Here is a 25,626-nt window from a genome sequence, read left to right on the forward strand (position 1 = left end):
CGGACACACGGATCGGCGGCTGATCGTCGCAGACCGCCGCGGCCCGCGTTCAGCCGGTACGGCGTGCCCGCCCGGACGTCGCCGCGCGCAGGTCCTCCCGGTGCAGCACACCGGCCGGCCTGCCCTCGTCGTCGACGACCAGGAACTGCCATGCCGCCGTCTCCCCCACCCGCTCCGCGATGTCCGCACCCGGCTCGGAGGCCAGCAGCACGGTCTCGGCGCGGATCGGTTCGGCGGCGCCCTCCGCGGGCGCCTGCGGCGACGACATCGCCAGCCGTTCCGCGGCGGCTTCGTCGAGCAGCCCCGCCGCCACCCCGTCCGCGCGAACGAGCACCACTCCCCTGCCCGCCGAGGCCGCCAGGGCGTCGGACACCGGGCTCTCCGCGGGCAGTTGCAGCACCGGGCGCATGAGGTCGGTGATCGCCAGCCCCTCGGGCCAGCTGCGCCTGCTCTCCGCCGCGAGCTCGCTGGTCGCACCCATCGCCACGAACCAGGCGGTCACCACGCAGACGCCGAGCCGCAACCAGCGGTCGTCGCTGCCCACGGCCAGTCCCCACAGCGCCCACACCAGAAGCCCGACGGCGACGGCGCCGCCGCCGAACACCGCGGCCCTGGTCCCCCGCGCACGAGTGCCGGTGAGAGCCCACACGCCCGCCCGCAGCAGCCTGCCGCCGTCAAGCGGAAGCCCGGGCAGCAGGTTGAACAGCCCGACCGCGAGGTTGGCCACGGCGCACTGGGCGACGAGCAGCCACACCGCTCCGCCGGGCGGGACGGCGAGCAGCAGCAGGCCGCAGAACAGCGCGAGCAGCACTGACACCGCCGGGCCGGCCACCGCCACCAGGCCCTCCTGCCCCGGCTTGCGCGGCGTGCGCGCGACCTCGGACAGCCCGCCGAGCAGGAACAGCCGCAACCTGCGAACCGGGATGCCGAGCCGGAGCGCCACGACACAGTGGCCCAGTTCGTGCGCGAGGACGGACAGCCCGAGGAGCACGGCGAAGGCGGCGGCGAGCAGCCAGGACGTCGCGGTGCTCGCGCCGGGCAGCAGCCGTCCGACCAGCGGCGCGTACAGCACCACGACGATCAGGGAGCCGACCCACCACGACGGCGCGAGCAGCACCGGCACCCCGTCGACGCGGAAGAGCAGCAGGCCACCGTCCAGTACGGAGGCCCGCCCGGACTCACCCCGCCCGCGCTCACTCGTCGCGTCCATCAGCAGAGCGTAAATCGTGCGGTGTTGGACGGGGGTGACCTGTGGGCGTGTCCGCGCATCGCCCGGCCCCACGACGTTACCGGGAGTTGTCGTACCGGAGCGTTACGCTGCCGGGCATGGCAGAGGGCACGACCAGTACAGCCACGGCGACCGTCCCGAACCCGGCGCCGGAGGGCGCCGAACGCGTCCGCAGGCCGGCCCTGTCGCCGTCCCGGGCGAGCGACTTCAAGCAGTGCCCGCTGCTCTACCGCTTCCGTGCGGTGGACCGGCTACCGGAGGTGCCCACCAAGGCCCAGGTGCGCGGGACGCTCGTGCACTCCGTGCTGGAGCGGCTGTTCTCGCTGCCCCGGGACGAGCGGGTACCCGCCCGCGCCAGGGAACTGCTGCGACCGATGTGGACGGAGCTGTCCCAGGAACGTCCTGAGTGGACGGAACTCTTCGCCGACGACGATTCCCGTGGGGAGAGCGAATGGCTCGACTCCGCGACACAGCTCGTCGATGCCTACTTCGGACTCGAGGATCCCAGCAGGCTCGACCCGGAGGCGTGCGAACTGCACGTGGAGACCGAACTCGGCTCCGGCGTGCTCCTGCGTGGCTACATCGACCGGCTCGACGTGGCGCCGACCGGCGAGATCCGGGTGGTGGACTACAAGACCGGTACCGCGCCACGGCAGATCGGCGAGGCCAAGGCGATGTTCCAGATGAAGTTCTACGCCGTGGTGCTGTGGCGGCTGCGCGGTGAGGTACCGCGGCAGCTCAAGCTGATGTACCTCACCGACGGCCAGGAACTCGCCTACACGCCCGACGAGCCCGAGCTCGTTCGCTTCGAGCGAACCCTCGAGGCCATCTGGCAGGCGATCCTGCGGGCCGGCAGGACCGGTGACTTCCGGCCCAGTCCCAGCAAACTCTGCGGCTGGTGCAGCCACCAGTCGCGGTGTCCCGAGTTCGGCGGCACGCCACCGGAGTACCCGGGTTGGCCCGAGCCAGACCCCGGCGAAGAATCAGTCCTCGACCGCGCGGACTGACACGTCCGGTGAAGGCCCACGATCGCGTCGCGCGCTTTCGAGGGCACCGACCGAGAAGGAGACCCCGTGGCCGACGCGTTCTATCTCCCCCGAGGGGAAGGGCGGTTCCTGCCCACCGAGCACACGTCCGGTCCGTGGGCGCCCGACGCCCAGCACTTCGGGCCGCCCTCGGCACTGCTGGTGCGCGCGCTGGAGGAGATCCCGGCCGAACGCGAGTCATTGCTCGGCCGGGTCACCATCGAGATCCTCGGTCCCGCGCCGCTCACCGAGCTCTCGGTGCGGGCCACCGTGGACCGGCCCGGCCGGTCCGTCGAGCTGCTCTCGGCGGAGCTCGCCGCGGGCGCGCGCACCGTGGCGCGTGCCTCGGCGTGGCGGCTCGCCGGCTCCGACACCACCGAGATCGCCGCCGGCGCCGCCGAGCCGCTCCCCTCGCCCGGCGGGTGCCCTGAGGCGGAGTGGCCCGACGACTGGCTGGGCGGCTACCTGCATGCGATGGAGTGGCGGGTGGCAGGCGGCTCCATCGTGCGGCCCGGTTCCGCCGCGGTCTGGGCCCGGCAGCGGGTGTCTCTCGTCGACGGCGAGAAGCCGAGCCCGCTGCAACGGCTGTTCACGGTGGCCGACTCGGGCAACGGCGTCTCCAACCGGCTCGATCCGCTCACCTGGTGGTTCATCAACTCGGAGCTGACCGTGCACGTGCATCGCGAGCCGGAGGGCGAGTGGATCGGGCTCGACGCCACCACGATCGTCGGCCCGCAGGGCGTCGGCACGGCCACCAGCAGACTGCATGACACGGCCGGGCAGACAGCCACCGGAACGCAGGCGCTACTGGTCCGGCGGCGCTGATGGGACACCCGGCCGTGGTCAACACACTCGCTGTGCTCCCGGCGCGCTCGCCCGAGATCTACTAGCCTGCTTGCCAAACCACGAGACCTGGGAGCTGGCGCAGAGTGCAGATCACCTCGGTGGTCAACCAGAAAGGCGGGGTCGGCAAGACCTCGCTCAGTGTCGGCGCCGCCGCCGCGCTCGCCGAGTGCGGCCGCAGGGTGCTGCTCATCGACCTCGACCCGCAGGGCCACGCGACCACCGAGCTGCTCGGGCTACCCGAGGCGGCCCCGGACGCGCCCAGCCTCGCCAGAGCCCTCACCAAGACGTGGAAGGGGCCGGTCGAGGACCTGATCGTGTCGCATCGCCGCAGCAACGTCGGGGCGGGCGGGGCGTTCGACGTCATCCCCACCTCACCGGGGATGTTCGACCTGGTGCGCAGGCTCGACCAGTTCCGGGTGCCCGGCTGGCAACTGGCGAGGGTGATCCAGTTCGCCAACTACGACCACATCATCATCGACTGCCCGCCCGCGCTCGACGTGCTCACCAACAACGCGCTCATGGCCACCCACGGCATCCTCGTGCCGGTGCAGCCGGACCGCACGAGTATCCGGGCACTGCGGTTGATGCGCGAGCAGATCAGCTACCTCGAGAAGGCCGTGAACCGGTCGCCGATCGCCTACTACGGGCTCGTGCCCGGCCTCTACCGCAGGCCCATTTCCGGCTACGCCGCCGCGGCGCTGCAGGAGCTGCACGGCTTCGGCATCCCCGTGCTGCCGCACCTGCCGCTCGGCGTCGTGATGAACGAGGCAGCCGCTCGCGGGATGCCGGTGACCACGTTCGCGCCGGAGACCGTGCAGGCCGTCGCGTTCCGGCAGATCGCGCAGACCCTCGACTCGGTGGTCGGGCAGCACCACGCGCCACCGCCGCCCGACGAGGAGTTCGTCTTCGAGGACTTCATCGCCGATGTCTCCGAGGCCCGCGACGCCAACGACAACGGTGCCCGGCGCAAGCTCTACGACCTGCTGCCGAAACGTCCCCGCCCCCGCTAGCCCGGCGCGTCCGCGCGTCACCCCACATGTGTCCCGCAGGTCACCGGTCGTGAGTGCGTAACAGTGTTCTAACTCGCGTACGCACTCACGAGAGGTGACCAGGCACAACGCCGCGCCTGCTCGCTAGCCGAGCAGTACGGCGATCAGGGACAGCGTGCCCATCGACACCAGGGTGGACAGCAGCACGCAGTCACGGATGAACCGGACGTCGATGTGGTAGCGGCTGGCCGCGATGAACACGTTCTGCGCGGTGGGCAGCGCCGAGCACAGCACCGCGGCCAGCAGCGCGGGCCGGGGCAGGTCCAGCAGCAGGCCGACACCAAGGGCCGTCGCGGGCTGCAGGATCGTCTTCAACACCACCACGATCAGCCGTTCGGAAAGCCGCCGCTCACCGGTGTCACCAGGCAGCGTGACCCCGGTCGTTCCCGCGCGCAGCGACATGCCCAGCACCAGCAGCGCCACCGCCACCCCGGCATCGCCGAGGGTGTGGATCGGCTGGAGGACAACCTCCGGCAGCCGCAGGCCCGTCGTGCCCACGAGGACGCCGAGCAGCGAAGCCGCGATGATCGGATTGCGCACCGGGAGCAGCAGCAGCGTGCGCCACCGGCCCCCGTCCGCGTGGGGTCGCCCGGCCTCCAGCAGCGCCAGCATCGAGGGCATCATGAACAGCGTCTGGAGCAGCAGCACCGCGACGATGAACGACACGTCGCCGAGCACGGTGAGCACGACGGGGACGCCGAGGTTGGCCGCGTTGATGTAGCACGAGGCCATGCCGGACACGGTCCGCTCGGCGATGCCCCGGCGGAACACCGTCCAGGACAGCGCCGCGCCGATCAGGCCGGTCGTCGCCGTCGCGGCCGCGAACGCCAGCAGGCCCGGGTTCAGCAACGCCGTGAACGGCGTGTCGACGAGCGTGCTGAACAGCACCGCCGGCATCGCGACGTTGAACGCGAACCTCGTCAGCACCGTGTCGGCCCGCTCGCCCAGCACGGTGAAGCGGCTGAGCAGGTAACCGAGCCCGGTCAGCGACCAGATCGGGGCGAAGGCGACGAGCGCCCCCGTCACAGCCGGCAGGCGCGAATGTCCGAGGCCAGGACCGCCCTGGCCCCGGCGGCGGCGAGCTCGTCCATGATGGAGTTGACCAGCTTGCGCGGCACCATCGCCCGCACGGCCACCCAGTCCTTGTGCGCCAGCGGCGCGACGGTCGGCGACTCGAGCCCCGGTGTGATCGGAATGACCGTTTCCAGCAGCTCCCGCGGGCAGTCGTAGTCCAGCATCATGTACTGCTGGGCGAACACGACCCCCTGGAGCCGCGCCGCCAGCTGCGCTCTCGGCTTCGACTCCTCGGAGCCGGCGCGGTGCACCAGCACCGCCTCGGACACGCAGATCGGGTCCCCGAAGGCCACCAGGTTGTGCTGGCGCAGTGTGCGCCCCGAGCCGACCACGTCGGCGATCGCGTCGGCGACGCCGAGCTGCACCGAGATCTCCACGGCGCCGTCGAGCCGGATGACCTCGGCCTCGACACCCTGCCTGGTGAGATCGTCGTGGACCAGCCGCGGGTACGACGTCGCGAGTCGCTTGCCGTGCAGGTCGGCGACCTTCCAGTCGCGGCCGTCCGGTGCGGCGTAGCGGAACGTCGAGCCGCCGAAGCCGAGCGACAGCGTCTCCGCGACCGGCGCACCCGAGTCGAGCGCCAGGTCGCGGCCGGTGATGCCGAGATCCAGATCGCCGGAGCCGACGTAGATCGGGATGTCCTTCGGGCGCAGGAAGAAGAACTCGACCTCGTTGACCGGGTCGAGCACGGTCAGGTCCCGCTGCTCATGCCGCTGCCGGTACCCCGCCTCGCCGAGCATCTCCGACGCAGGCCCGGCCAGCGCTCCCTTGTTCGGCACCGCGACACGCAGCATCCCCGACTCCTCCCTCGAACCATTTCCCGCGACGTTCACAGGTACCGGTAGACGTCCTCCACGGACACACCCCGGCCCAGCATCAGCACCTGCACCCGGTAGAGCAGCTGCGAGATCTCCTCGGCGAGCCGCTCGTCGGACTCGTGCTCGGCGGCGATCCACACCTCGCCCGCCTCTTCCAGCACCTTCTTGCCCTGCGCGTGCACACCAGCGTCCAGTGCGGCCACGGTCCCCGAGCCCGGTGGCCGGCTGCGGGCGCGCTCGGCAAGCTCGGCGTACAGCTCCTCGAAGGTCTTCACGGCGCTGAATCCTTCCATCCGCCGGCGACGAGCCCGCTGGCGGGCCGCCACGCTGCGCCGCACGTCACGCTCGTGAGTGGCCACGCGCGTTCTAACTCGTGTGGCCACTCACGAGGGTGACCAGCTAGAGCAGCCGCGCGAGGGACAGGGCGTCGACGCCCACCAGCGACGAGCGGAACGTACGCCGCGTTCCGGGCTCGACCCGCACGTCGTTGGGCACGACGAGCACGGAGCAGCCCGCCGCCACCGCCGACTCGGTGCCGGGCGGCGAGTCCTCCACCGCCACGCAACGCTCCGGATCGGCGCCCAGCAGCCGCGCCGCCCGCAGGTAGGGCTCCGGATGCGGCTTGTTCAGCCCGTCCACCTCGTCGCCGCACACGGTGACGTCGAAGAACTCCCGGCCGATCGTGTCCAGGGCCAGCTCCGTCAGCGACCTTTCGGTGGAGGTGACCAGTGCCGATGCGATCCCCGCCGACCTGACCGCGGCGAGCGCCTCCCTGGCTCCGGGCCGCCACGGCAGCTCGTCCGCGAACAGGGTGGCGGTGTGCGCACGGATCCACTCCCCCACCTCGGTGACCGACTCCGCGCTGACCGGCCGTCCCGTCGCGCCGAGCAGGTACCGTGCGGTGCTGGCCATATTGGAGCCGACGAGCGTGGCGCGCTGCTGTTCCGACAGCTCGCCGCCGAGCCAGTTCGCCGCCTCGTACAGGGCCACGTCCCACAGCTTCTCGGTATCGACGAGCGTGCCGTCCATATCCCAGAGCACCGCGGCCGGGCCGTCCACATCGGACGGTCGAGTCACATCCCTCTCCTACGTGTTGAAGTACTTGGCTTCCGGGTGGTGGGCCACAATGGCGTCGGTGGACTGCTCGGGGTGCAGCTGGAACTCCTCCGAGAGCTTGACCCCGATCCGCTCGGGCCGGAGCAGGTCGACGATCTTGGCACGGTCGTCGAGGTCCGGGCACGCGCCGTAGCCGAGCGAGAAGCGCGCGCCGCGGTAGCCGAGCTTGAAGAACTCCTCGACGTCGGCCGGGTCCTCGTCGGCGACGGGCCTGCCGCCGGCGAAGCGCAGCTCCTCGCGGATCCGCCGGTGCCAGTACTCGGCCAGCGCCTCGGTGAGCTGCACGCCGAGACCGTGCACCTCGAGGTAGTCGCGGTAGGCGTCGGCCGCGAACAGGTCGTTGGCGTAGTCGGCGATCGGCTGTCCCATGGTGACGAGCGTGAGCGGGAGCACGTCCACCTCGCCGGCCCGCGCCGCGAGGTCCCGGGGCCGGTAGAAGTCGGCGAGGCAAAGCCGCCGGTCACGCTTCTGCCGGGGGAACGTGAACCGGGTGACCTCGCCCGCGTCCGGCCGGGGTTCGGCGAGCACCACGACGTCGTCGCCCTCGGCCACGCACGGGAAGTAGCCGTAGACCACGGCGGCGTGGGCGAGCACGCCGCCGGTGGCCAGCCGGTCGAGCCAGTACCGCAACCGCGGCCTGCCCTCGGTCTCCACCAGCTCCTCGTAGGAGGGGCCGCCGCCACCGCGCGCGCCGCGCAGGCCCCACTGCCCCATGAACGTCGCGCGCTCGTCGAGCAGCGCGGAGTACTCGGCCAGCGGCACGCCCTTGATCACCCGGGTGCCCCAGAACGGCGGCGCCGGCAGCGGTACGCCGGTGGCCACGTCCGAACGCGCGGGCGGCTCCGGTTCCTCCTGCTCCGCCTTCCGTGCCCTGCGGGCCTCCGCGATCCGCAGCGACCGCTCGCGGCGCGCCTTCCGCTCGGCCCTGCGGGCCTGCTCCTCCGGGTCCACGGCCGGCGCCGCGCCACGCTTGACGGCCATGATGGTGTCCATCAACCGCAGCCCCTCGAAGGCGTCCCGGGCGTAGCGCACCTCGCCGTGGTAGACCTCGCTCAGATCGTTCTCCACATAGGAGCGGGTCAGTGCCGCACCGCCCAGCAGCACCGGCCACTCCTCGGCGACGCCCCGGGAGTTCATCTCCTCGAGGTTCTCCTTCATGATCACCGTGGACTTCACCAGCAGGCCGGACATCCCGATCGCGTCCGCACGATTCTCCCGCGCCGCGTCCAGGATGGTGGTGACCGGCTGCTTGATGCCGAGGTTGACCACGTCGTAGCCGTTGTTGGACAGGATGATGTCCACCAGGTTCTTGCCGATGTCGTGCACGTCGCCCTTCACCGTGGCCAGCACGATCCGGCCCTTGCCCCCGGAGTCGTCCTTCTCCATGTACGGCTCCAGGTACGCGACGGCCGCCTTCATCACCTCGGCCGACTGCAGCACGAACGGCAGCTGCATCTGCCCCGCACCGAACAGCTCCCCCACCGTCTTCATGCCCGCGAGCAACGTGTCGTTGATGATCGCCAGCGGCGGCTTCTCCCGCCGGGCGGCGTCCAGGTCGGCCTCCAGGCCGTTGCGCTCGCCGTCGACGATCCGCCGCTCCAGCCGCTCGAACAGCGGCATCTTCGCCAGCTCCTGGACCCGCGATGCCCGGCCGGAGGCCGCCGACTTGCCCTCGAACAGCTCCATCAGCCGCTGCAGCGGGTCGTACCCCTCGCGCCGCCGGTCGTAGACGAGGTCGAGCGCCACGTCCCGCTGCTCGCCGGGGATGCGCGCCATCGGGAGGATCTTCGAGGCGTGCACGATCGCCGTGTCCAGGCCCGCCTGGACGCACTCGTGCAGGAAGACCGAGTTCAGCACCTGCCGCGCCGCCGCGTTCAGGCCGAACGAGACGTTGGAGACCCCGAGTGTGGTCTGCACCCCGGGGTGGCGGCGCTTGAGCTCCCGGATGGCCTCGATCGTCTCGATGGCGTCGCGGCGGACCTCCTCCTGCCCGGTCGAGACGGGAAAGGTCAGGCAGTCGACGACGATGTCCTCGACCCGCATGCCCCAGTTCGTGGTGAGGTCCTCGATCAACCGGGTCGCGACCCGCACCTTCCACTCCGCGGTGCGGGCCTGGCCCTCCTCGTCGATGCACAGCGCCACGACCGCGGCACCGTGCTCGCGGACCAGCTCCATCACCTTGTGGTAGCGCGAGTCCGGTCCGTCACCGTCCTCGTAGTTGACGGAGTTGACCACACAGCGGCCGCCGAGGCGCTCCAGCCCGGCACGCAGCACCGCCGGCTCGGTGGAGTCGAGCATGATCGGCAACGTCGACGCCGTCGCCAGCCTGCCGGCCAGCTCGGCCATGTCGGCGGCACCGTCGCGGCCGACGTAGTCCACGCAGAGATCGAGCAGGTGCGCACCGTCACGGGTCTGTGCCCTGGCGATCTGCACGCAGTCCTCGAAGCGGCCCTCGACCATCGCCTCACGGAACGCCTTCGAGCCGTTGGCGTTGGTGCGCTCACCGATCATCAGCACGGAAGCGTCCTGCCGGAACGGCACCGCCTGGTACAGCGAGGACACGCCCGGCTCCGGCCGCGGGGCGCGGGCGGCGGCCGGGACCTCGCGTACCGCCTCCGCGAGCTGCCGGATGTGCTCGTTCGTCGTTCCGCAACAGCCGCCGACGAGGCCCACCCCGAACTCGGCGACGAACGCCGACAGCGCCTCGGCCAGTGCCTCCGGGCCGAGCGGGTACACCGCGCCGTCCGGCCCGAGCTCGGGCAGCCCGGCGTTCGGCATGACCGAGAGCGGCACCCTGGCGTGCTTGGAAAGCGTGCGCAGGTGCTCGCTCATCTCCGCGGGACCGGTCGCGCAGTTGAGCCCGATCAGGTCGATGCCCAGCGGCTCCAGGGCCGTCAGCGCCGCCCCGACCTCGGTGCCGAGCAGCATCGTCCCGGTCGTCTCGACCGTGATCGAGGCGATGATCGGGACCCGGCGGCCCTCGGCGGTCATCGCCCGGTGCGCGGCGATGATCGACGCCTTGGTCTGCAGGATGTCCTGCGTGGTCTCCACGATCACCGCGTCGACCCCGCCGGCCAGCAGCCCTCGCACCTCCTCGGCGTAGGCGTCGCGCAGCGTGGCGAACGAGGCGTGGCCCAGGGTCGGCAGCTTCGTCCCCGGCCCCACCGAACCGAGCACGAACCGCGGCCGCCCCGGCGCCGAGAACTCGTCGGCGGTCTCCCGCGCCAGCCGGGCACCCGCCTCGGACAGTTCGAAGATGCGCTCGGCGATGCCGTACTCGCCGAGGTTGGCGTAGTTCGCGCCGAACGTGTTCGTCTCCACCGCGTCGGCCCCCGCCAGGAGATAGCCGCGGTGGATCTCGCGCACCACGTCGGGGCGGGTGACGTTCAGGATCTCGTTGCACCCCTCGAGGCCCGCGAAGTCGTCCAGTGACAGATCGTGGCCCTGCAGGGCGGTACCCATCGCTCCGTCGGCGACCACGACACGGCTCGTGAGCGCGTCGAGCAGCGGCGAGGAGGGATGCTCCGGCATGCCATACAGCCTACGGGTCTCCACGCGCTGTGGTCGGCCCGTACGCTGGCGGGGTGAGCAAGTCCCTCGACGAAGCACCAGACGACCAGCCGCGGCAGCCGGACCCGGAGGAAGCACCGCGATCCGGTGAGGATGACCACGGGGACGAGCTGAAGCCCGTGATGATCGTGGCCTTCGAGGGCTGGAACGACGCGGGTGACGCGGCGAGTACGGCGCTCGAGCACCTCCAGCTCAACTGGGACGCCCAACCGCTCGCCGAGCTCGACCCCGACGACTACTACGACTTCCAGGTCAGCAGGCCCACGGTCCGCATGGTGGACGGGGTCACCCGGCGGGTGGAGTGGCCGACGACCAGGCTGGCGATCTGCCATCCCGAGAAGTCGGACCGCGACATCGTGCTGGTCCAGGGGCCGGAGCCGAACATGCGCTGGCGGGCCTTCTGCTCGGAACTGCTGGAGCACATCGAGCAGCTGGAGGTCTCCACGGTCGTGACGCTGGGTGCCCTGCTGGCCGACACCGCGCACACCCGGCCGGTGCCGGTCACCGGTACCGCCTACGACGCCGAGGCCGCCTCCCGGTTCGGCCTCGAACGCAGCCGGTACCAGGGGCCCACCGGCATCGTCGGGGTGCTGCAGGACGCGTGCGTGCAGGCCGGGATCCCCGCCGTGTCGGTGTGGGCGGCCGTCCCGCACTACGTCTCGCACCCGCCCTCCCCCAAGGCCACGCTCGCGCTGCTGCACAAGCTGGAGGACGTGCTCGACGTCGAGATCCCCCTGGGTGCGCTGCCGGAGCAGTCCGAGGAGTGGCAGCGGACGGTCAGCGAGATGGCCGACGACGACGAGGAGATCAGCGAGTACGTGCGTTCCCTCGAGGAGCGAGGCGACGCCGAGATCACCCTGGACGAGGCGAGCGGCGACAAGATCGCCGCGGAGTTCGAGCGCTACCTGCGCAGGCGCAGGCCGGACGGGCCGGGCTCGGCCGGTCGCTGACCGGGTTGGCCGGCTCCCGTCTGACCCGGGGCACGCTGTACGTCGGCGCCCTGCTCGGGCCGTTCGGCGGCGGTGTGGTGGCCGCGATCCTGCCGGAGCTCGGGACGAGCTTCGCCGTCTCACCTTCGGCCGCGGCGGCGTCACTGACGACGTACCTGGTGCCCTTCGCCGTGCTGATGCTGGTGTCCGGCACGCTCGGCGAACGCTGGGGACTCGGCCGGACCATCCGCCTTGCCTACGTGGTGTACGCCGCGGCCGCGGTGGTGGCGGCCGTCGCGCCGTGGTTCTGGCTGTTCCAGGTGAGCCGCGGGGTGCAGGGTCGGCGAACGCGTTCACCCTGCCGCTGCTCATGGCCAAGCTCGCCGCGGGCACGCCGCCGGACCGGCTGGGCCGCGCGCTCGGGTTGCTCGGCGCGATGCAGGCCGTCGGCCAGACGTCGGCGCCGCTGGCCGGCGGGCTCGCCGCCGAGGTGTCGTGGCGGTGGGCGTTCGCCGCCATCGCCGTCGTCGCGTTGCTGCTGGCGGTGTGCCGGCTGCCGCCGGACGGCCCGCACCACCATGCCGGACCGGCGCGGCTGCGCGACGCGTGGCGCCGCTCGGTGCTGCTGCCCGGGCTCCTGGCGCTGGTGGGCTGGGCCTGTCTTTCGGGGCTGTCTTTCCTGGTGGCGTTCCGGCTGGAGGACACCTTCGGGCTGAGCTCGGGCCTGCGCGGGCTGGTGCTGACCGGGTACGGCCTGGTCGGCTTCCTGACCGCCCGTCATGTCGGCGGGCTGTCGGATCGCTTCGGAACGCGGTCCGCCGCGGTGCTCGGCCTGGCCGCCGGTGGCGTGCTCGTGGCGGCGATCGGGATCTTCGACTCCCTGCCTGTGGTGGCGGCGGCCTGGGCACTCGGCGGCGTTTGCGGGCAGTTGATCATCGTGGCGGTCAACACCACCGTGCTCTCGGCGGGCGAGCGCGGGCGCAGCGGCGCGATCTCGGTGGTGCAGGCGCTGCGATTCCTGGGCATGGCCGCCGCGCCCGCCGCGTTCACCGCGCCGTACCACGCCGACACCGCGCTCGGCTTCCTGCTGCCCGCCACCCTGCTGGTGCTCGTCGTGCCGCTCGCGCTCACGCTGCGCCCGGGGCGGCGCTGAGCCGGTCGCGGGCGGGTTCAGAGGATCCGGCGGAGCGGGACCGCGCCCCGGGCGCGCTTACGCCACTCGCGCGGGTAGCCGAGGGAGACCTCCTCGAACCGGACGCCCTCGTGGTAGGTCGTGCGCGGGATGTGCAGGTGGCCGTACACGGCGACCTCGGCGCGGAAGCGGAGATGCCAGTCCGCGGTCTCCTCGGTGCCGCACCACATCGCGAACTCCGGGTAGTGCAGTGGCCGGGTCGGGTGCCGGTGCAGCGGCCAGTGCGACATGAGCACCGTGCCGTGCCCCGGCGGGATCGCCGCGAGCCGTTCCTGGCTGAGCTTCAGCCGCTGCGCGCACCAGTCGGCCCGGCTCGGATGTGGCTCGGGATGCAGGTAGAACTCGTCGGTGCACACCACACCCGCGTCGCGGGCCTGCCCGAGCGCCTCGTCCAGCGACCGGCCCTCGGCCGCCGGGGTGCGCCAGCTGTAGTCGTAGAGCACGAACAGCGGCGCGATCGTCAGCGGCCGCGCGGCGTGCTCCCACACCGGGAACTCGTCCTCCGGTGTGTCGACGCCGATGGCCCGGCAGCGCCGCACCAGCTCGTCGTAGCGCTCCTGTCCGCGTGCCTGCACCGGGTCGTTCGGGGTCGTCCACAGCTCGTGGTTCCCGGGCACCCAGACCACCTTCGCGAACCGCGCGCGCAGTACGGCCAGCGTCTCGATCACCGCGTCCACCCGCTCGCCGACGTCGCCCGCGACGAGCAGCCAGTCCTCGGGTGAGTCCGGTCGGACCGAGTCCACGAGTGGCGCGTTGCCCCGGTGGGTCACGTGAAGGTCGCTCGTCGCGAACAGGTTCGGCACGCCGTCCACGGTATCGGCCCGCCACGCGGGGCCGCTGTCATCGGCCGGGGGCCGCCGGGACGGGCCGGGCCTGGAGCACGAGCACACCGGCCGCCACGTGCAGCCCGGCCTGCACGTTGAGCAGGACGGGCAGGCCCAGCGCGCCGACCAGCGTGCCCGCCAGCAGCATTCCCACCGCCGTGAACACCGCCATCCCCGCGAACGCCGTGCTCAGTACCCGGCCGCTGAGCTGTGGTTCGCTCACCGTCTGCAGCATCGACTGCAACCCGGCACCGGCCACGACCGACGGCACACCGACTGCCGCGAACAGAGCGGCGTAGACGCCGAGCGCCGTCGTCACCTGTGCGCTGTTCCAGATCAGCGCCGAACCGATGCCCAGCGCGAGGATGCCCCAGCCGAGCAGCGCGGGCGGTCCGGCGCACCGGGCGATGGTGGCCAGCGCGGCACCGGCCACCAGGCCGCCGATCGCCTGGATGCCACGGAGCAGGCCCACCTCCGGCTCGCCGCCGCCCAGCGAGTCGGTCACGAAGAGCACGAACAGCACCAGGAACATGCCCTGCGCGATCGACGTGAGGGCCAGCACCGGGCCAGCCGCCCGCAGCCGCCGGTTCCGACCGAACTCCGCGATCCCGTCGGCCCACGCGCGGAACAGGGCCTGCCGCCCGGCACGCACGTCCGCCCGAACGGCGAAAGGCCGCGCCAGCAGGGCGGCCGCCAGGGCCAGTGCCAGCAGGTATGCGGCCAGCACGCCGGGCAGGCCGGCGAATCCGAGCAGCACACCGCCGAGCGCCGCGCCCGCGAGCCGCGCGAGGTTGCCGTTGAGACCGAGCAGCCCGTTGGCAGCGGTTACGTTGCCGACACCGACGAGCTGGGGAACCAGGGCGTTGCGGGCGGGTTCGAATACCGAGGCCAGCGCCGCCTGCGCCGCCATCACCGCGTACACCACGACGAGCAGATCCGTCGCGTGCACGAGCAGCAGCGGCAGGGCGGCGAGAGCCTGGCCGCCGCACACGAGAAACAGGACCAGCCTGCGGTCGCAGCGGTCGGCGAGCAGCCCGGCCACCGGGCTCAGCGCGACGGCGGGCAGCAGGCCGAGCACCATCGTGGCAGCGGTGGACGCCGCCGAGCCGGTGCGCAGGTAGACGTAGAGCGGCAGCGCGACCTGCAGGATCCACTCGGCGGTCTCCGAGAAGAGTGCCGCGAGCCACAGCCGGCGAAAGCCCGCCTCCCCCAGCACGGATCTCACGCGCTCGGCCTGCCGTCGGCGTCGAGGCGCGGCACCGCGCGCCAGCTCGCGTGCACAGCCCGCGCGTCGTCGGGTGCCTCGGTGCGGATGGTGCTCACGTAGGGCCGGACGAGCGCCTCGATGGCGGCGTTGAGCTCGGCGAGTTCCCGCGCGGTGATCCGCAGCGAGGACGTGTGCAGGGCCGCGGCGTCGCGCCAGGCCGGTTCGATGTCCTCGACGCTGTCCAGGAAGCGCTGGGTCAGCAAATGGTCCTCGCCGAGCTGCGCCGCTGTCGCGGCCAGCTGGGCGCCCCGGGTGGCGGGGTCGGTGTCGAAATCGCCGTAGTCCAGGCCGACCGCCGTCGCCCGCCACGGGCGTTCCCTGCCGTCGGTCGCCTCGACCCGTTCCACCAGTCCCCACTGCGCGAGCTGGCGGAGGTGCCAGCTGCAGTTCGACGCTGTCGAGTCCACCGCCGTGGCGCACTCGCTCGCCGTCCGCGAACCGGCCGACATCAGGTAGCCCAGCAGCGCCGTCCGCAGCGGATGCGCCAGCGCGCGCATCAGCTCGGTGTCGCGGATGCGCCTGCGGGGTGGCAGCTGGGACACGGTGCCTCCAAACTCTGAAAGGATTCTTTCGAAAGCAAAGTTTCAGAGTTGCCGCTACAATGTCAAACTCGAGCCGAAAATGGTTGGCAGCCACGAGCGCGGCCGCATTAGACTGGTTGGGCCATGAAGAGCTGGCACCGTGCCCGCACCCGCGCCCGAGGCGACCGCCCGGCGGGTGCTCCCAGCGACACCCGGGCCGGTGATGCTCCATGTCCTCCTCCCTCTCCCTGCGCGCCCGCGACCTCGCGTTCGCCTACGGCGACCGCGTCGTCTTCTCCGGCATCGACCTCACGGCCGGGGCCGGGCAGCGCCTCGGACTCGTCGGTGAGAACGGCACGGGCAAGTCGACGCTGCTGCGCCTGCTCGCCCGACTGGAGACGCCGCAGGCCGGCACCGTCGAGGGCGGTGGCGACATCGGCTTCCTCCGGCAGGAGCTGCCCTTCCCCGGCACGGCGCTCTTGCGGGAAGTGCTCGACGACGCGCTCGCCGCGTTCCGGGCCGCCGGTGCGCGCCTCGACGCGCTCGCCGAAACCCTCGCCGAGCGTCCGGACGACCCCGCCGCACTCGACGAGTACGGCCGCGTTCTGGACTGGGCGCAGGCGCACGACCTGTGGGACGCCGACCGCCGCGCGAAGCTCGTCTGCGCGGGACTCGGGCTCGGCGGTATCGAGCCGGAGCGGCCGCTGGGCACCCTGTCGGGAGGTCAGCGTTCCCGGCTGGCGCTGGCGGCACTGCTCATCCGCAGGCCGGAGACGCTGCTGCTCGACGAGCCGACCAACCACCTCGACGACGCGGCGATGGACTTCCTGCAGCAGCACCTCGCCGCGCTGCCCGGGGTGGTCGTGCTGGCCTCGCACGACCGGGTGTTCCTGGACGCGGTGTGCACCGACATCGTCGATCTCGACCCGGCGCTGGGCGGTCCCCACCGCTACGGCGGCCGCTACACCGACTACCTCGCCGAGAAGCGCGCCGAGCGGGCGCGCTGGGAGCAGCGGTTCGCCGGGGAGCAGGACGAGCTGCGGCAGCTGCGGCACGCCGTCGCCGTCACCTCGCGCGACGTCAGCCACGACCGTGCGCCGCGGGACAACGCCAAGATGCAGTACGACTTCAAGACCGGCCGCGTACAGCGGCAGATCTCCCGCCGCGTACGCAATGCCCGGCAGCGGCTGGCCGAGCTGGAACGCACCCAGGTGCGCAGGCCGCCCGTCCCGCTGCGCTTCGCCGGCACGCTGACCGGGCGGGCCGCGGAGGAGCGGCTCGCGCTCTCGGCCCGCGATCTCGACGTGCCCGGTCGGCTACGGCTCGACCGGCTCGACGTCGGCACGTCGGCCCGGCTGTTGGTCACCGGCGGCAACGGCGCTGGGAAGTCGACGCTGCTCGCGGTGCTGGCGGGCCGGCTCGACCCGGTGGCCGGGGTGGTGCACCGCGCGCCCGGCATCCGGGTCGGTCTGCTGGAGCAGGACGTCACGTTCGCCGATCCGGAGCGGACCCCGCGCGAGCTCTACGCAGCGGCGACCGGCGCGGGCGCCACGCCGCTGGCCTCGCTCGGCCTTCTCCCGCCCCGCGAGCTGGACCGGCCGGTCGGCAGGCTTTCCGCCGGTCAGCGCCGCAGGCTCGCGCTCGCGGTGCTGGTGGCCGAGCCACCGCAGGTGCTGCTGCTCGACGAGCCGACCAACCACATCTCGCTCACGCTGGCCGAGGAGCTGTTCGACGCGCTCGACGAGGCGCCTGGCGCCGTGGTCGTCGCCTCGCACGACCGCTGGCTGCGCCGGAGCTGGTCCGGCGCCCGGGTCGACCTGCCACAAGCCTCGTGAGTGCTGACCCGAGTTCTAACTCGCGTGCGCACTCACGAGGCTTGCAGGGTGATGCCCAGCAGGGAGTCGACGGCCTCGCGGACGAGCGTGGGCGCGGCGGTGTCCGTGCCGCGCCCGCGCAGCGCCTCCCCGGCCCAGGCGTCCACGGCCGCGAGCGCCTTCGGGGTGTTCAGATCGTCGGCGAGGTGGTCCCGCAGCCGGGAGACCGTGCCCTCCGCGTCCGGCCCGGCGGACAGGAAAGCCGCCTCGCGCCAGCGCGCCAGCCGGGCCTGCGCGGCGCCGAGGAGCTCGCCGGTCCAGGCGCGGTCGCTGCGGTAGTGACCGGCGAACAGGGCCAGCCGGATCGCGTCCGCCTCCACCCCGTCGGCCCGCAGCCGCGAGACGAACACCAGGTTGCCCTTCGACTTCGACATCTTGGCGCCGTCGAGGCCGATCATCCCGGCGTGCACGTAGTGCCGGGCGAACGGGTGCTCCCCGGCCAGTGCCTCGGCGTGCGCGGCGCTGAACTCGTGGTGCGGGAACGCCAGGTCGGAGCCGCCGCCCTGGACGTCGAAGCCGAGCCCGAGGCGGTTGACGGCGATCGCGCTGCACTCGATGTGCCAGCCGGGGCGGCCGGGACCGAGCTCCGACTCCCAGGACGGTTCGCCCGGCCGCGCCGCCCGCCACAGCAGGGCGTCGAGCGGGTCGCGCTTGCCCGGCCGGTCGGGGTCGCCGCCACGCTCGGGGAACAGCGCGGCCATCGTCTCGGCGTCGTAGTTGGACTCGTAGCCGAACCTGCCGGTCGCGGCGCGATCGAAGTAGATGTCCGGGTGGTCCGGGTCGTCCACCCGGTAGGCCGCGCCGTTGGCCAGCAGCTTGGCGATCACCTCGACGATCTCCGGGATGCTCTCCACCGCCCCGATGAACTCGCGCGGCGGCAGCACCCGCAGCGCCTCCATGTCCTCGCGGAAGAGCGCGGTCTCCCGCATGCCGAGCACCACCCAGTCGTCCTGGTCGCGCTCGGCGCGCTCCAGCAGCGGCTCGTCGATGTCGGTGACGTTCTGCACGTAGTGGACCTCGTGCCCGGCATCGAGCCACTGCCGGTAGACCAGGTCGAAGGCCAGGTACGTCGCCGCGTGCCCGAGGTGGGTCGCGTCGTAAGGGGTGATGCCGCAGACGTACATCCTGGCCAGCCGGCCCGGGGCCGTCGGCCGCAGCCGGCCGGTCGCCGTGTCGTGCAGCCGCAGCGGGCGCGAGGTTCCGGGGATTCGGGGCACGGCGACCGAGGACCAAGTCTGCATACCCCCAGCCTAAGCGCGAACCTAGCCCGACTTCCCGCGTGGTGGGAACGAGGCCGACCACAGTGCGGCCAGCCCCTCGGTCAGTTCCTCCGCGGTGGGCGCGCCGTCGGCGTCGAGCAGCCACTGCACCGAGAGCCCGTCGCAGATCGCGATCACGAAGCTGGCCACGGCCAGGCAGCGCGCGTCGTCCGGCGGGGTGCCGTCACCCAGCGACTCGGCGACCAGCCCGGCCACGCGCGCCCGGCACCGCCGGTACTGCTCCGCGAACTGCTCGCGCAGCGCCGGCGTGCGCTCCGCCTGGGCGAGCGCCTCGATGTAGGAGAGCAGCAGTGCCCGCTTGCCCGCGAGGCTGTTCAGCATCGCGGCCCAGGTCACGACACCGCGCTCCACCGGTGATGCCGTCGGGTCGGCCATCGCCAGGTCCGCGAGCTGGTCGGTCCACTCCTCGAAGACCTCGCCGATGGCCTCGTTGAGCAGACCGGCCTTCGACCCGAAGTGGTAACCGATCGAGGCCAGGTTCGTACCCGAGGCGGCTACCAGGTCGCGCGTCGTGATGTGCGCGTAGCCCTTGTCCTCCAGCAGTCGCCGCGCCGCGGCGAGGAGGTCTTCCCGATGGCCCACCAGCACAGCGTAACCCTGGACAGCGGATCTATACGCGCGTATAAAACGGACGTGTAGCCGCCGCGCCAAGGAGCCGTGATGACGACCAGGGCCCGCACCGCCACCACACCCGGCCTGCGTACCGAGCACCTCACCTCGACGACACCTCCGCCGGGGCCACGGCTGCCGCTGGCGGTGCAGACCCTGCTCTTCGGCTCGTTCCGGCACCGGTGGCTCCCGGTGTTGCGCCGCAGGCACGGCGATGTCATCCGCCTGCGGATCTACCCGGAGCGCTCCGTGGTGGAGATCGCCGACGTCGAGCACATCCGCGCGATCTTCAGCGGCTCGCCCTCGATCTTCCACGCCGGTGAGGGCAACATGATCCTCAAGCCCGCGATGGGCGAGCACTCGGTACTGCTCACCGACGAGGACGTGCACCTGCGGGCACGCAAGCTGCTGATGCCCGCGTTCAACGGCGCCGCGCTGCGCGGCTACCGCGACATGATCACCCGGCTCGCCGACGAGGAGGCGGGGCGCTGGCCCACCGGCACGCCGTTCCCCTCGCACGCGCGTATGCAGGCACTCACCCTGGAGGTGATCCTGCGGGTGGTGTTCGGCGTGTCCGCGGGCGCCCGGCTCGACGAGCTGCGCCGCCTGCTGTCCCGGATCGTCGATGTCGGCCCCATCGACCTGATCGGCTGGTACAACCCGAAACTGCAGCGCTTCGGCCCCTGGCGGCGCTACGCCGTGGCGCAGCGCCGCGTCGACGAGCTGCTCTACGCCGAGATCGCCGAACGGCGCCGCGCCGACGACCTCGCCGACCGAAACGACGTGCTGTCCCGGCTGCTCACGGTCTCCGGTGAAGAGGACCGGCTCTCCGACGCCGAACTCCGCGACCAGCTCATCACCCTGCTCCTCGCCGGGCACGAGACCACGGCGACCGCACTCGCCTGGGCGCTGCACGAGCTCGCCCGTGATCCGGCCCAGCTCGCCGCCGCAACGCGGGCCGCCGACGCCGGTGACGACAGGCATCTGGAAGCGGTCGCGAAGGAGTCGATGCGTCTTCATCCGGTGATCTCCGAGGTCGCCCGCAAGCTGACCAGGGACATCGAGATCGGCGGCTACCGCATTCCGGCCGGGCACACCGTCATGCCGTCGATCGCGCTGGTGCACGGCGACGCGGGCCACCATCCCGATCCGCGGGAGTTCCGGCCGGAACGTTTCCTCGGCGACGGCCCGCCCACCGGCACGTGGCTGCCGTTCGGGGGCGGGGTGCGTCGCTGCCTCGGCGCTGGGTTCTCCCTGCTGGAGGCCACCATCGTGCTGCGTGCCGTGCTGTCGCGGTACCACCTCGCGCCCGACCGGGAACGTCCCGAAGGCGCGAGGCCACGCAACATCACGATGGTGCCCGCGCGCGGGGCCCGCATCGCCGTCACACAGCGCGGTCAAACTGTGACCGGATAGTGACGTGACCTGAATTACATCCAGCCGCCACTGGGTCATCGTGGAGAGATGCCCCGGCAGTTCTACGGAAGAGGGTGGCGGTCATGACCACGGCGACGAATGGCGCAACCGGCCGGTACCTCGTGCTGCTGCAGGAGGACTCCGCGGCGGCGGGGGCACGCACGATGGAGCGCGTCGCGGGCGTGCGCGCCACCAGCACCGCCGAACTGGCGGGTGCGGGCGCGTTCGGGCTCCTCGGCCGCTCCAACGGAATCCTGCTGCACGAGCTGGGCGTCGCGGTGGTCACCGCGGAGCCGGACCAGGCCGACGCGCTCACCAGGGCCTGCGCCGACCCCGGCCCGCTGGCCTACGTCGAACGGGAGCGCACCGTGTACGCCTACGCGGCGCCGGCCGTCGAGCCGTCGGAGACGGCGGGCCCGACGACGTTCACCTGGGGACTCCGGGCCGTGGGCGCGCCGGAGAGCACGGCGACCGGCGCCGGCATCCGCGTGGCCGTCCTGGACACCGGTTTCCAGCTCGACCATCCCGACTTCGCCGATCGCGACGTGGCCACCAGCTCGTTCGTCGACGGTGAGGAAGCAGCCGACGGGCACGGGCACGGCACGCACTGCATCGGCACCGCATGCGGTCCCCGCACCCCGGAGGCCGGTCCCGGCTACGGCGTCGCCCACGAGTCGGAGATCTTCGCAGGCAAGGTGCTCAGCGACGCCGGCTCCGGGACCGACGGCGGGATCCTCTCCGGTATCGCGTGGGCAATCGGCAACGGCTGCGCGGTGGTCTCGATGTCTTTGGGTGCCGCGACCCGCGTCGGCGACCCGCACTCGCGGATCTTCGAGGAGGTGGCGCGCCGCGCCATGCGGCACAACACACTCATCATCGCGGCGGCGGGCAACGAGAGCATGCGGTCGCGGGACCACATCGCACCGATTGGCCACCCCGCCAACTGCCCGTCGATCATGGCGGTCGGCGCGCTGGACGAGCGGCAGGCCATCGCCGACTTCTCCTGCGGGTCCGCCGATCCCGACGGCTCCGTCGACATCGCCGCCCCCGGTGTCGACGTCTACTCGAGCTGGACGCTGCCCGACCGCTACAACACCATCAGCGGAACGAGCATGGCCACGCCGCACGTCGCCGGGGTCGCCGCGCTGCTCGCCGGGCGGCACCAGGCCCGCGCGTGGGAGCTGTGGGCCCGGCTCGGCCAGTCCGCGCGGCGATTGCCTTTGCCGTCGACCGATGTGGGTACAGGATTGGTGCAAGCGCCGTAGAGCACCGGGAGGCCGCCGTGGAGCGCAAGGTGATGGTGCTGGTCACCGAGCCGAGCCTGCCCGCACTCGAGGACATCGTGTCCGATCTGAAACACGCGGGCATGACCATCGACCGGGTGCAGGCCGTCCTCGGCACCGTCACCGGATCGATCGACGCCGACGCGATCCCGGCGCTACGGGAGGTGCACGGCGTGCTCGACGTCGAGCCCGATCGCGAGGTCGGCGCATCGTGACCTCGGCCGGCCCGGACCGCGCCCGCCGCAGCCAGACGTGCCCGGCTCACGCCCGCCGCGTGCGCAGGTAGTCGCCCACCACCGCGGCCCCGAGCCCGTCGGCGTCGGGCGTGAGCACCCGGCCGCCCGCACGGCGGGCGAAGAGGTCGACGAACGCGGCCAGCCGCGGGTCGTCGCCGAGCCGGAACACGGTCGTCGCCGCGCCGAGCTTGGCGAGCCGGTCCACCTCAGACAACGTCTTGAGCAGCGTGCGCGGGCTGGGTGGATAGTCGAACTCTGCCATGCCGTCCGGTTCCAGATGCGCGGTCGGTTCCCCGTCGGTCACGACGAGCACCACCGGCTGCGCGCCCGGATGCCTGCGCAGATGCCGGCCGGCCAGCAGCAGCGCGTGATGGGCGTTGGTGCCCTGTTCCCAAGCACCCTCGAGACCGACCAGCTCCGCCGGCTCCACCGGCGCCGCGTACCGGCCGAAGGTGATGAGCTGCAGCGCGTCGTTGCGGAAGCGGGTGGCGATGAGCTGGTGCAGGGCCAGTGCGGTGCGTTTCATCGGCAGCCACCTGCCCTCCTGCACCATCGACCACGACGTGTCCACACACAGCGCCACCGCCGCCCGCGACCGGTGCTCGGTCTCGGTGACCTCCACGTCGGAGACGTCCAGCCGGACGGCACCGGCGGCACCCGCGGCACCGCCGCCACGAGAGGCGGTCCGCAGCACGGCGTTGCGGACGGTGCGCGACACCGCCCACGGCTCGGTGTCGCCGAACCGCCACGGCCGCGTCGCCCCGCTCGGTTCCCCGGCCGCTCCCGCGGCGGCCGTGTCCCGCTCGCCGGTGCGCCCGCGCAGCGAGCGCACCACGTCGGCCAGCGCCGTCTCGCCGAGTCGGCGCAGCGCCTTCGGCGACAGCCGCAGGGTGCCGTCGGGCGCGCGCTCGAAAACGCCCTGCGCGCGCAGTTCCCGTTCCAGCTCGGCCAGCCTGCGTGCGTCCACCCCGGCGTCCTCGCCGAGCTGCCGCTGCAGCACCTCCAGGTCGATGTCCTCGAGGCGGGCGCCCGGGTAGCTCTGCGAGAGCTGCTCGGCCAGCGCGTCCAGCTCGGCGAGATCGGTCATCGCCGTGGCGCCCTCGCCGAGCCCGAGCGGATCGTCACCGCGGAGCCGGGCCGAGGACGTCCAGTCCTCCCCCGGCCGCAGTGCGCGCAACTGGGAGTCCAGTGTGGACAGTTCCTGCGCGAGCCGGGGGTCGCCGAACGCCTGCTGCGACAGCTCGGCGAGTTCGGCGCGCTGCTCGGCGCTCATCGAGTTGAGCATGCGCTGCGCGGCGGCCGAGCGCGCCGCGAGCACGTCGATCAGCTCGTCGACGTTGCGCGGGTTCTCCGGGAAGAACTCGCCATGCCTGCGCATGAACTCCGCGAACCGCTCACCGACGTCCGAGAACCCCTCCGCGTGTGCGGCGAGCAGCGCGTTGAGATCGGCCAGCATCTGGTTGACGCGCTCGACGTCCTCCGGGCCGGTGGAGCGCAGCGCGTCCTTCATGCCCTCGAACCGGGAGTCGAGCAGCTCCCGGCCGAGCAGCTCCCGGATGCGCTCGTAGTTCTGCCTGCCCTGCTCGGAGGTCCACTCGTAGTCCGCCAGCTCGCGCACGGCCGCGGCGGTTCCCGGTGGCAGCGCGTCCAGCTGAGCCTCGCGGAACCGGGCGTCGTCGGAGGGATCGGGGAAGAGCGCGGTCCGCTCCGCGTCCAGCGCCTCGTCGAGCAGGCGCCGCACGTCGTTCAGGGTGCCGTCGAAGTTGTGCCGCCGCTGGATCTGGGAGCGGCGCTGCCAGACCCGCCGGGTCAGCTCGTCGAGGCCCGTGGTGCGGGGCGTGCCGCGGCGCAGCAGCTCCTCCAGCGCGGAACGGGGGGACGACCCGGACATCACGTCCCGGCCAATCTCGTCCATCGCGTCGCGCAGGTCGACCGGCGGGGCGAGCGGATCGGGCCCGTCGTGCCACGGACCGTACGAGTACCCGTCCGGGATGGAGGTCATGGCCCGTACACGGTGGTGTTGTCGTCGGCGTCCTTGGCGAGCTGGCGCGAGAGGTAGAGCGACTCCAGCGCGAGCTCGACGGCGGCGGCGATCCGGCCGGGCGGGTCGTCCGCGGACACCCCGGCGCGCTGGGCGACCTCGTGCAGTACGGGCAGCTCCGGCAGTGCGGACAGCACGGCCTTGCCGGGCACCCGCTCGCCGGTCGCGACCAGGTTGCCGTCGGCGACGGCGTTTGACAGCGGTTTCAGGTCCAGGCCCGCGAAGCGCTCCCGCGCGGTCTCGGCGACCGCCCGGCGCAGCAGGTGCACGAGGTGCTCGGTCTCGCGGCCCTCTTCGCCCGGTTCGAACTCGACCTTGCCGCGCAGCACGGCGGGCACGGCGTCGAGGTCAACGGGACGGGCGACCGGCGGGTGCTCGCCGGTCAGCGCGGAGCGCCGAAGTGCCGCGGCTGCGACGGTCTCCGCCGCGGCCACGGCGAACCGGGCCGAGATGCCGGAACGCTGGTCGACGACGTTGGACTCACGGAGGTTGCGCACGAACCGGGCCAACACCTCCAGCAGGGGCTCGCCCACCTCGGCCACCAGATCGGCCTCCTGCCGCACGACGTCGACCTCGGCCGCCACGTCGAGCGGGTAGTGGGTGCGGATCTCGGCACCGAAGCGGTCCTTGAGCGGGGTGATGATCCGACCGCGATTGGTGTAGTCCTCCGGGTTCGCCGTCGCGACCAGCAGGACGTCCAGCGGCAGCCGCAGGGTGTAGCCGCGGACCTGGATGTCGCGCTCCTCCATGACGTTGAGCAGCGCCACCTGGATGCGCTCGGCGAGGTCGGGCAGCTCGTTGATGGCCACGACACCGCGGTGCGCGCGCGGCACGAGCCCGAAGTGGATCGTCTCGGGATCGCCGAGGCTGCGGCCCTCGGCGACCTTGACCGGGTCCACGTCACCGATGAGGTCGCCGACCGACGTGTCGGGGGTGGCGAGCTTCTCGGCATAGCGCGCGCTCCGGTGCAGCCAGGCGACCGGCAGCTCGTCGCCCAGCTCGGCGGCCCGGCGCAGCGACACCGGCGTGATCGGTGCGAGCGGATGCTCGGCCAGCTCGGCCCCCTCGATCACCGGGGTCCACTCGTCGAGCAGGCCGGCCAGCGTGCGCAGCAGCCGGGTCTTGCCCTGGCCCCGCTCGCCGAGCAGCACGACGTCGTGCCCGGCCAGCAGAGCCCGCTCGAACTGGGGCAGCACGGTGCGGGAGAACCCGACGATGCCGGGCCAGGCGTCCTCCCCGGCTCGCAGCGCGGCGAGCAGGTTGTCGTGGATCTCCGTCTTGATTCCCCGGGGCGCGTACCCGGCGGCCCGCAGCTGCCCCGCGGTGCCGGGCAGGTTCGGTGGCGGCGACGGTGCGGTCGGTGGCGCGGACGATGTCACGCCTTCGACGCTACTTGCATCTCGCGCACTCCGTCGACGTGGACCTGCT

General features: G+C 72.4%; 22 protein-coding genes. 9 read left to right on the top strand and 13 right to left on the bottom strand.

Going from position 1 to position 25,626, the window contains the following annotated elements:
- Positions 1–49 precede the first annotated feature (49 nt).
- On the bottom strand, positions 50–1,210 hold the full coding sequence (locus tag JAP66_RS14035; protein ID WP_199432163.1) for a site-2 protease family protein: 1,161 nt from the start codon (positions 1,208–1,210) through the stop codon (positions 50–52).
- A gap of 116 nt (positions 1,211–1,326) precedes the next feature.
- On the opposite strand from JAP66_RS14035, the gene JAP66_RS14040 reads away from it, so the two are divergent.
- The 3 genes from JAP66_RS14040 to JAP66_RS14050 all read left to right on the top strand — a co-directional run bounded on the left by JAP66_RS14040 (position 1,327) and on the right by JAP66_RS14050 (position 4,109).
- On the top strand, positions 1,327–2,235 hold the full coding sequence (locus JAP66_RS14040; protein WP_199432164.1) for a RecB family exonuclease: 909 nt from the start codon (positions 1,327–1,329) through the stop codon (positions 2,233–2,235).
- A gap of 66 nt (positions 2,236–2,301) precedes the next feature.
- Positions 2,302–3,078: a thioesterase family protein gene (locus tag JAP66_RS14045; RefSeq protein ID WP_199432165.1), complete on the top strand. Its 777-nt coding sequence runs from the start codon at positions 2,302–2,304 to the stop codon at positions 3,076–3,078.
- Between the two features lie 104 nt (positions 3,079–3,182).
- Positions 3,183–4,109 (top strand): ParA family protein, encoded by a 927-nt coding sequence (locus tag JAP66_RS14050; protein ID WP_199432166.1) that lies wholly within the window; start codon positions 3,183–3,185, stop codon positions 4,107–4,109.
- Positions 4,110–4,232: 123 nt separating this feature from the next.
- On the opposite strand, the gene JAP66_RS14055 is transcribed toward JAP66_RS14050, so the two are convergent.
- From JAP66_RS14055 to metH, 5 genes are all read right to left on the bottom strand, one after another.
- A complete protein-coding gene (locus JAP66_RS14055) occupies positions 4,233–5,174 on the bottom strand; it encodes an AEC family transporter (RefSeq protein ID WP_199432167.1) in 942 nt (313 codons plus the stop codon).
- The gene (gene hisG / locus JAP66_RS14060) at positions 5,171–6,016 is read right to left on the bottom strand and encodes an ATP phosphoribosyltransferase (protein ID WP_199432168.1); all 846 of its coding nucleotides are present in this window, start codon (positions 6,014–6,016) and stop codon (positions 5,171–5,173) included. Before hisG ends, JAP66_RS14055 begins: the two co-directional genes overlap by 4 nt.
- A gap of 35 nt (positions 6,017–6,051) precedes the next feature.
- Positions 6,052–6,315, bottom strand: coding sequence for a phosphoribosyl-ATP diphosphatase (locus JAP66_RS14065; RefSeq protein ID WP_199432169.1), 264 nt, complete (start codon positions 6,313–6,315; stop codon positions 6,052–6,054).
- 124 nt (positions 6,316–6,439) lie between these two features.
- Positions 6,440–7,117, bottom strand: a complete 678-nt coding sequence (locus tag JAP66_RS14070; protein WP_372448967.1) for an HAD family hydrolase — start codon at positions 7,115–7,117, stop codon at positions 6,440–6,442.
- 9 nt (positions 7,118–7,126) lie between these two features.
- A complete protein-coding gene (gene metH, locus JAP66_RS14075) occupies positions 7,127–10,687 on the bottom strand; it encodes a methionine synthase (RefSeq protein WP_199432170.1) in 3,561 nt (1,186 codons plus the stop codon).
- A gap of 161 nt (positions 10,688–10,848) precedes the next feature.
- Between metH and JAP66_RS14080 the strand changes: the two genes are divergently transcribed.
- Both JAP66_RS14080 and JAP66_RS14085 read left to right on the top strand, forming a co-directional pair.
- The gene (locus tag JAP66_RS14080; protein WP_235999019.1) at positions 10,849–11,676 is read left to right on the top strand and encodes a PAC2 family protein; all 828 of its coding nucleotides are present in this window, start codon (positions 10,849–10,851) and stop codon (positions 11,674–11,676) included.
- Between the two features lie 280 nt (positions 11,677–11,956).
- Positions 11,957–12,808, top strand: coding sequence for an MFS transporter (locus JAP66_RS14085; RefSeq protein ID WP_307849559.1), 852 nt, complete (start codon positions 11,957–11,959; stop codon positions 12,806–12,808).
- A 17-nt stretch (positions 12,809–12,825) separates the two neighbouring features.
- Here JAP66_RS14085 and JAP66_RS14090 read toward each other — a convergent pair whose 3' ends face one another.
- Genes JAP66_RS14090 through JAP66_RS14100 form a run of 3 tightly spaced genes read right to left on the bottom strand, consistent with a single transcriptional unit; the run spans position 12,826 to position 15,480 of the window.
- Positions 12,826–13,650, bottom strand: coding sequence for a metallophosphoesterase family protein (locus tag JAP66_RS14090; RefSeq protein ID WP_199432171.1), 825 nt, complete (start codon positions 13,648–13,650; stop codon positions 12,826–12,828).
- A 37-nt stretch (positions 13,651–13,687) separates the two neighbouring features.
- Positions 13,688–14,896 carry an MFS transporter gene (locus JAP66_RS14095; protein WP_199432172.1) on the bottom strand — a complete coding sequence of 403 codons (1,209 nt, stop codon included), beginning with the start codon at positions 14,894–14,896 and terminating at the stop codon, positions 13,688–13,690.
- Positions 14,893–15,480, bottom strand: a complete 588-nt coding sequence (locus tag JAP66_RS14100) for an ArsR/SmtB family transcription factor (RefSeq protein WP_199432173.1) — start codon at positions 15,478–15,480, stop codon at positions 14,893–14,895. The genes JAP66_RS14095 and JAP66_RS14100 overlap by 4 nt, the downstream gene beginning before the upstream one ends.
- 209 nt (positions 15,481–15,689) lie before the next feature.
- Here JAP66_RS14100 and JAP66_RS14105 point away from each other — a divergent pair, with 209 nt between their 5' ends.
- Positions 15,690–17,294 carry an ABC-F family ATP-binding cassette domain-containing protein gene (locus JAP66_RS14105; RefSeq protein WP_199432174.1) on the top strand — a complete coding sequence of 535 codons (1,605 nt, stop codon included), beginning with the start codon at positions 15,690–15,692 and terminating at the stop codon, positions 17,292–17,294.
- Positions 17,295–17,326: 32 nt separating this feature from the next.
- Here JAP66_RS14105 and mshC read toward each other — a convergent pair whose 3' ends face one another.
- Positions 17,327–18,574 (bottom strand): cysteine--1-D-myo-inosityl 2-amino-2-deoxy-alpha-D-glucopyranoside ligase, encoded by a 1,248-nt coding sequence (mshC, locus tag JAP66_RS14110; RefSeq protein ID WP_199432175.1) that lies wholly within the window; start codon positions 18,572–18,574, stop codon positions 17,327–17,329.
- 21 nt (positions 18,575–18,595) lie between these two features.
- Positions 18,596–19,195, bottom strand: coding sequence for a TetR/AcrR family transcriptional regulator (locus JAP66_RS14115; protein ID WP_199432176.1), 600 nt, complete (start codon positions 19,193–19,195; stop codon positions 18,596–18,598).
- Positions 19,196–19,273: 78 nt separating this feature from the next.
- Here JAP66_RS14115 and JAP66_RS14120 point away from each other — a divergent pair, with 78 nt between their 5' ends.
- The 3 genes from JAP66_RS14120 to JAP66_RS14130 all read left to right on the top strand — a co-directional run bounded on the left by JAP66_RS14120 (position 19,274) and on the right by JAP66_RS14130 (position 22,136).
- Positions 19,274–20,638, top strand: a complete 1,365-nt coding sequence (locus JAP66_RS14120) for a cytochrome P450 (RefSeq protein WP_199432177.1) — start codon at positions 19,274–19,276, stop codon at positions 20,636–20,638.
- A gap of 83 nt (positions 20,639–20,721) precedes the next feature.
- Positions 20,722–21,903, top strand: coding sequence for a S8 family serine peptidase (locus JAP66_RS14125; RefSeq protein WP_199432178.1), 1,182 nt, complete (start codon positions 20,722–20,724; stop codon positions 21,901–21,903).
- 17 nt (positions 21,904–21,920) lie between these two features.
- The gene (locus JAP66_RS14130; protein ID WP_199432179.1) at positions 21,921–22,136 is read left to right on the top strand and encodes a hypothetical protein; all 216 of its coding nucleotides are present in this window, start codon (positions 21,921–21,923) and stop codon (positions 22,134–22,136) included.
- A gap of 46 nt (positions 22,137–22,182) precedes the next feature.
- Here JAP66_RS14130 and JAP66_RS14135 read toward each other — a convergent pair whose 3' ends face one another.
- Positions 22,183–24,159 carry a vWA domain-containing protein gene (locus JAP66_RS14135; protein ID WP_199432180.1) on the bottom strand — a complete coding sequence of 659 codons (1,977 nt, stop codon included), beginning with the start codon at positions 24,157–24,159 and terminating at the stop codon, positions 22,183–22,185.
- Positions 24,156–25,577: an ATP-binding protein gene (locus JAP66_RS14140; RefSeq protein WP_199432181.1), complete on the bottom strand. Its 1,422-nt coding sequence runs from the start codon at positions 25,575–25,577 to the stop codon at positions 24,156–24,158. The genes JAP66_RS14135 and JAP66_RS14140 overlap by 4 nt, the downstream gene beginning before the upstream one ends.
- Positions 25,578–25,626: the final 49 nt, after the last annotated feature.

It is taken from the genome of Qaidamihabitans albus, assembly GCF_016464705.1.
GTDB lineage: Bacteria > Actinomycetota > Actinomycetes > Mycobacteriales > Pseudonocardiaceae > Qaidamihabitans > Qaidamihabitans albus.

What these genes read in the sequence shown, in the direction of transcription:
- JAP66_RS14035 (WP_199432163.1), bottom strand. Translation starts at nt 1,210, where the DNA reads ATGGACGCGACGAGTGAGCGCGGGCGGGGTGAGTCCGGGCGGGCCTCC.
- JAP66_RS14105 (WP_199432174.1), top strand. Translation starts at nt 15,690, where the DNA reads ATGTCCTCCTCCCTCTCCCTGCGCGCCCGCGACCTCGCGTTCGCCTAC.
- JAP66_RS14135 (WP_199432180.1), bottom strand. Translation starts at nt 24,159, where the DNA reads ATGACCTCCATCCCGGACGGGTACTCGTACGGTCCGTGGCACGACGGG.
- hisG (WP_199432168.1), bottom strand. Translation starts at nt 6,016, where the DNA reads ATGCTGCGTGTCGCGGTGCCGAACAAGGGAGCGCTGGCCGGGCCTGCG.
- JAP66_RS14125 (WP_199432178.1), top strand. Translation starts at nt 20,722, where the DNA reads ATGACCACGGCGACGAATGGCGCAACCGGCCGGTACCTCGTGCTGCTG.
- metH (WP_199432170.1), bottom strand. Translation starts at nt 10,687, where the DNA reads ATGCCGGAGCATCCCTCCTCGCCGCTGCTCGACGCGCTCACGAGCCGT.
- JAP66_RS14120 (WP_199432177.1), top strand. Translation starts at nt 19,274, where the DNA reads ATGACGACCAGGGCCCGCACCGCCACCACACCCGGCCTGCGTACCGAG.
- JAP66_RS14040 (WP_199432164.1), top strand. Translation starts at nt 1,327, where the DNA reads ATGGCAGAGGGCACGACCAGTACAGCCACGGCGACCGTCCCGAACCCG.
- mshC (WP_199432175.1), bottom strand. Translation starts at nt 18,574, where the DNA reads ATGCAGACTTGGTCCTCGGTCGCCGTGCCCCGAATCCCCGGAACCTCG.
- JAP66_RS14080 (WP_235999019.1), top strand. Translation starts at nt 10,849, where the DNA reads ATGATCGTGGCCTTCGAGGGCTGGAACGACGCGGGTGACGCGGCGAGT.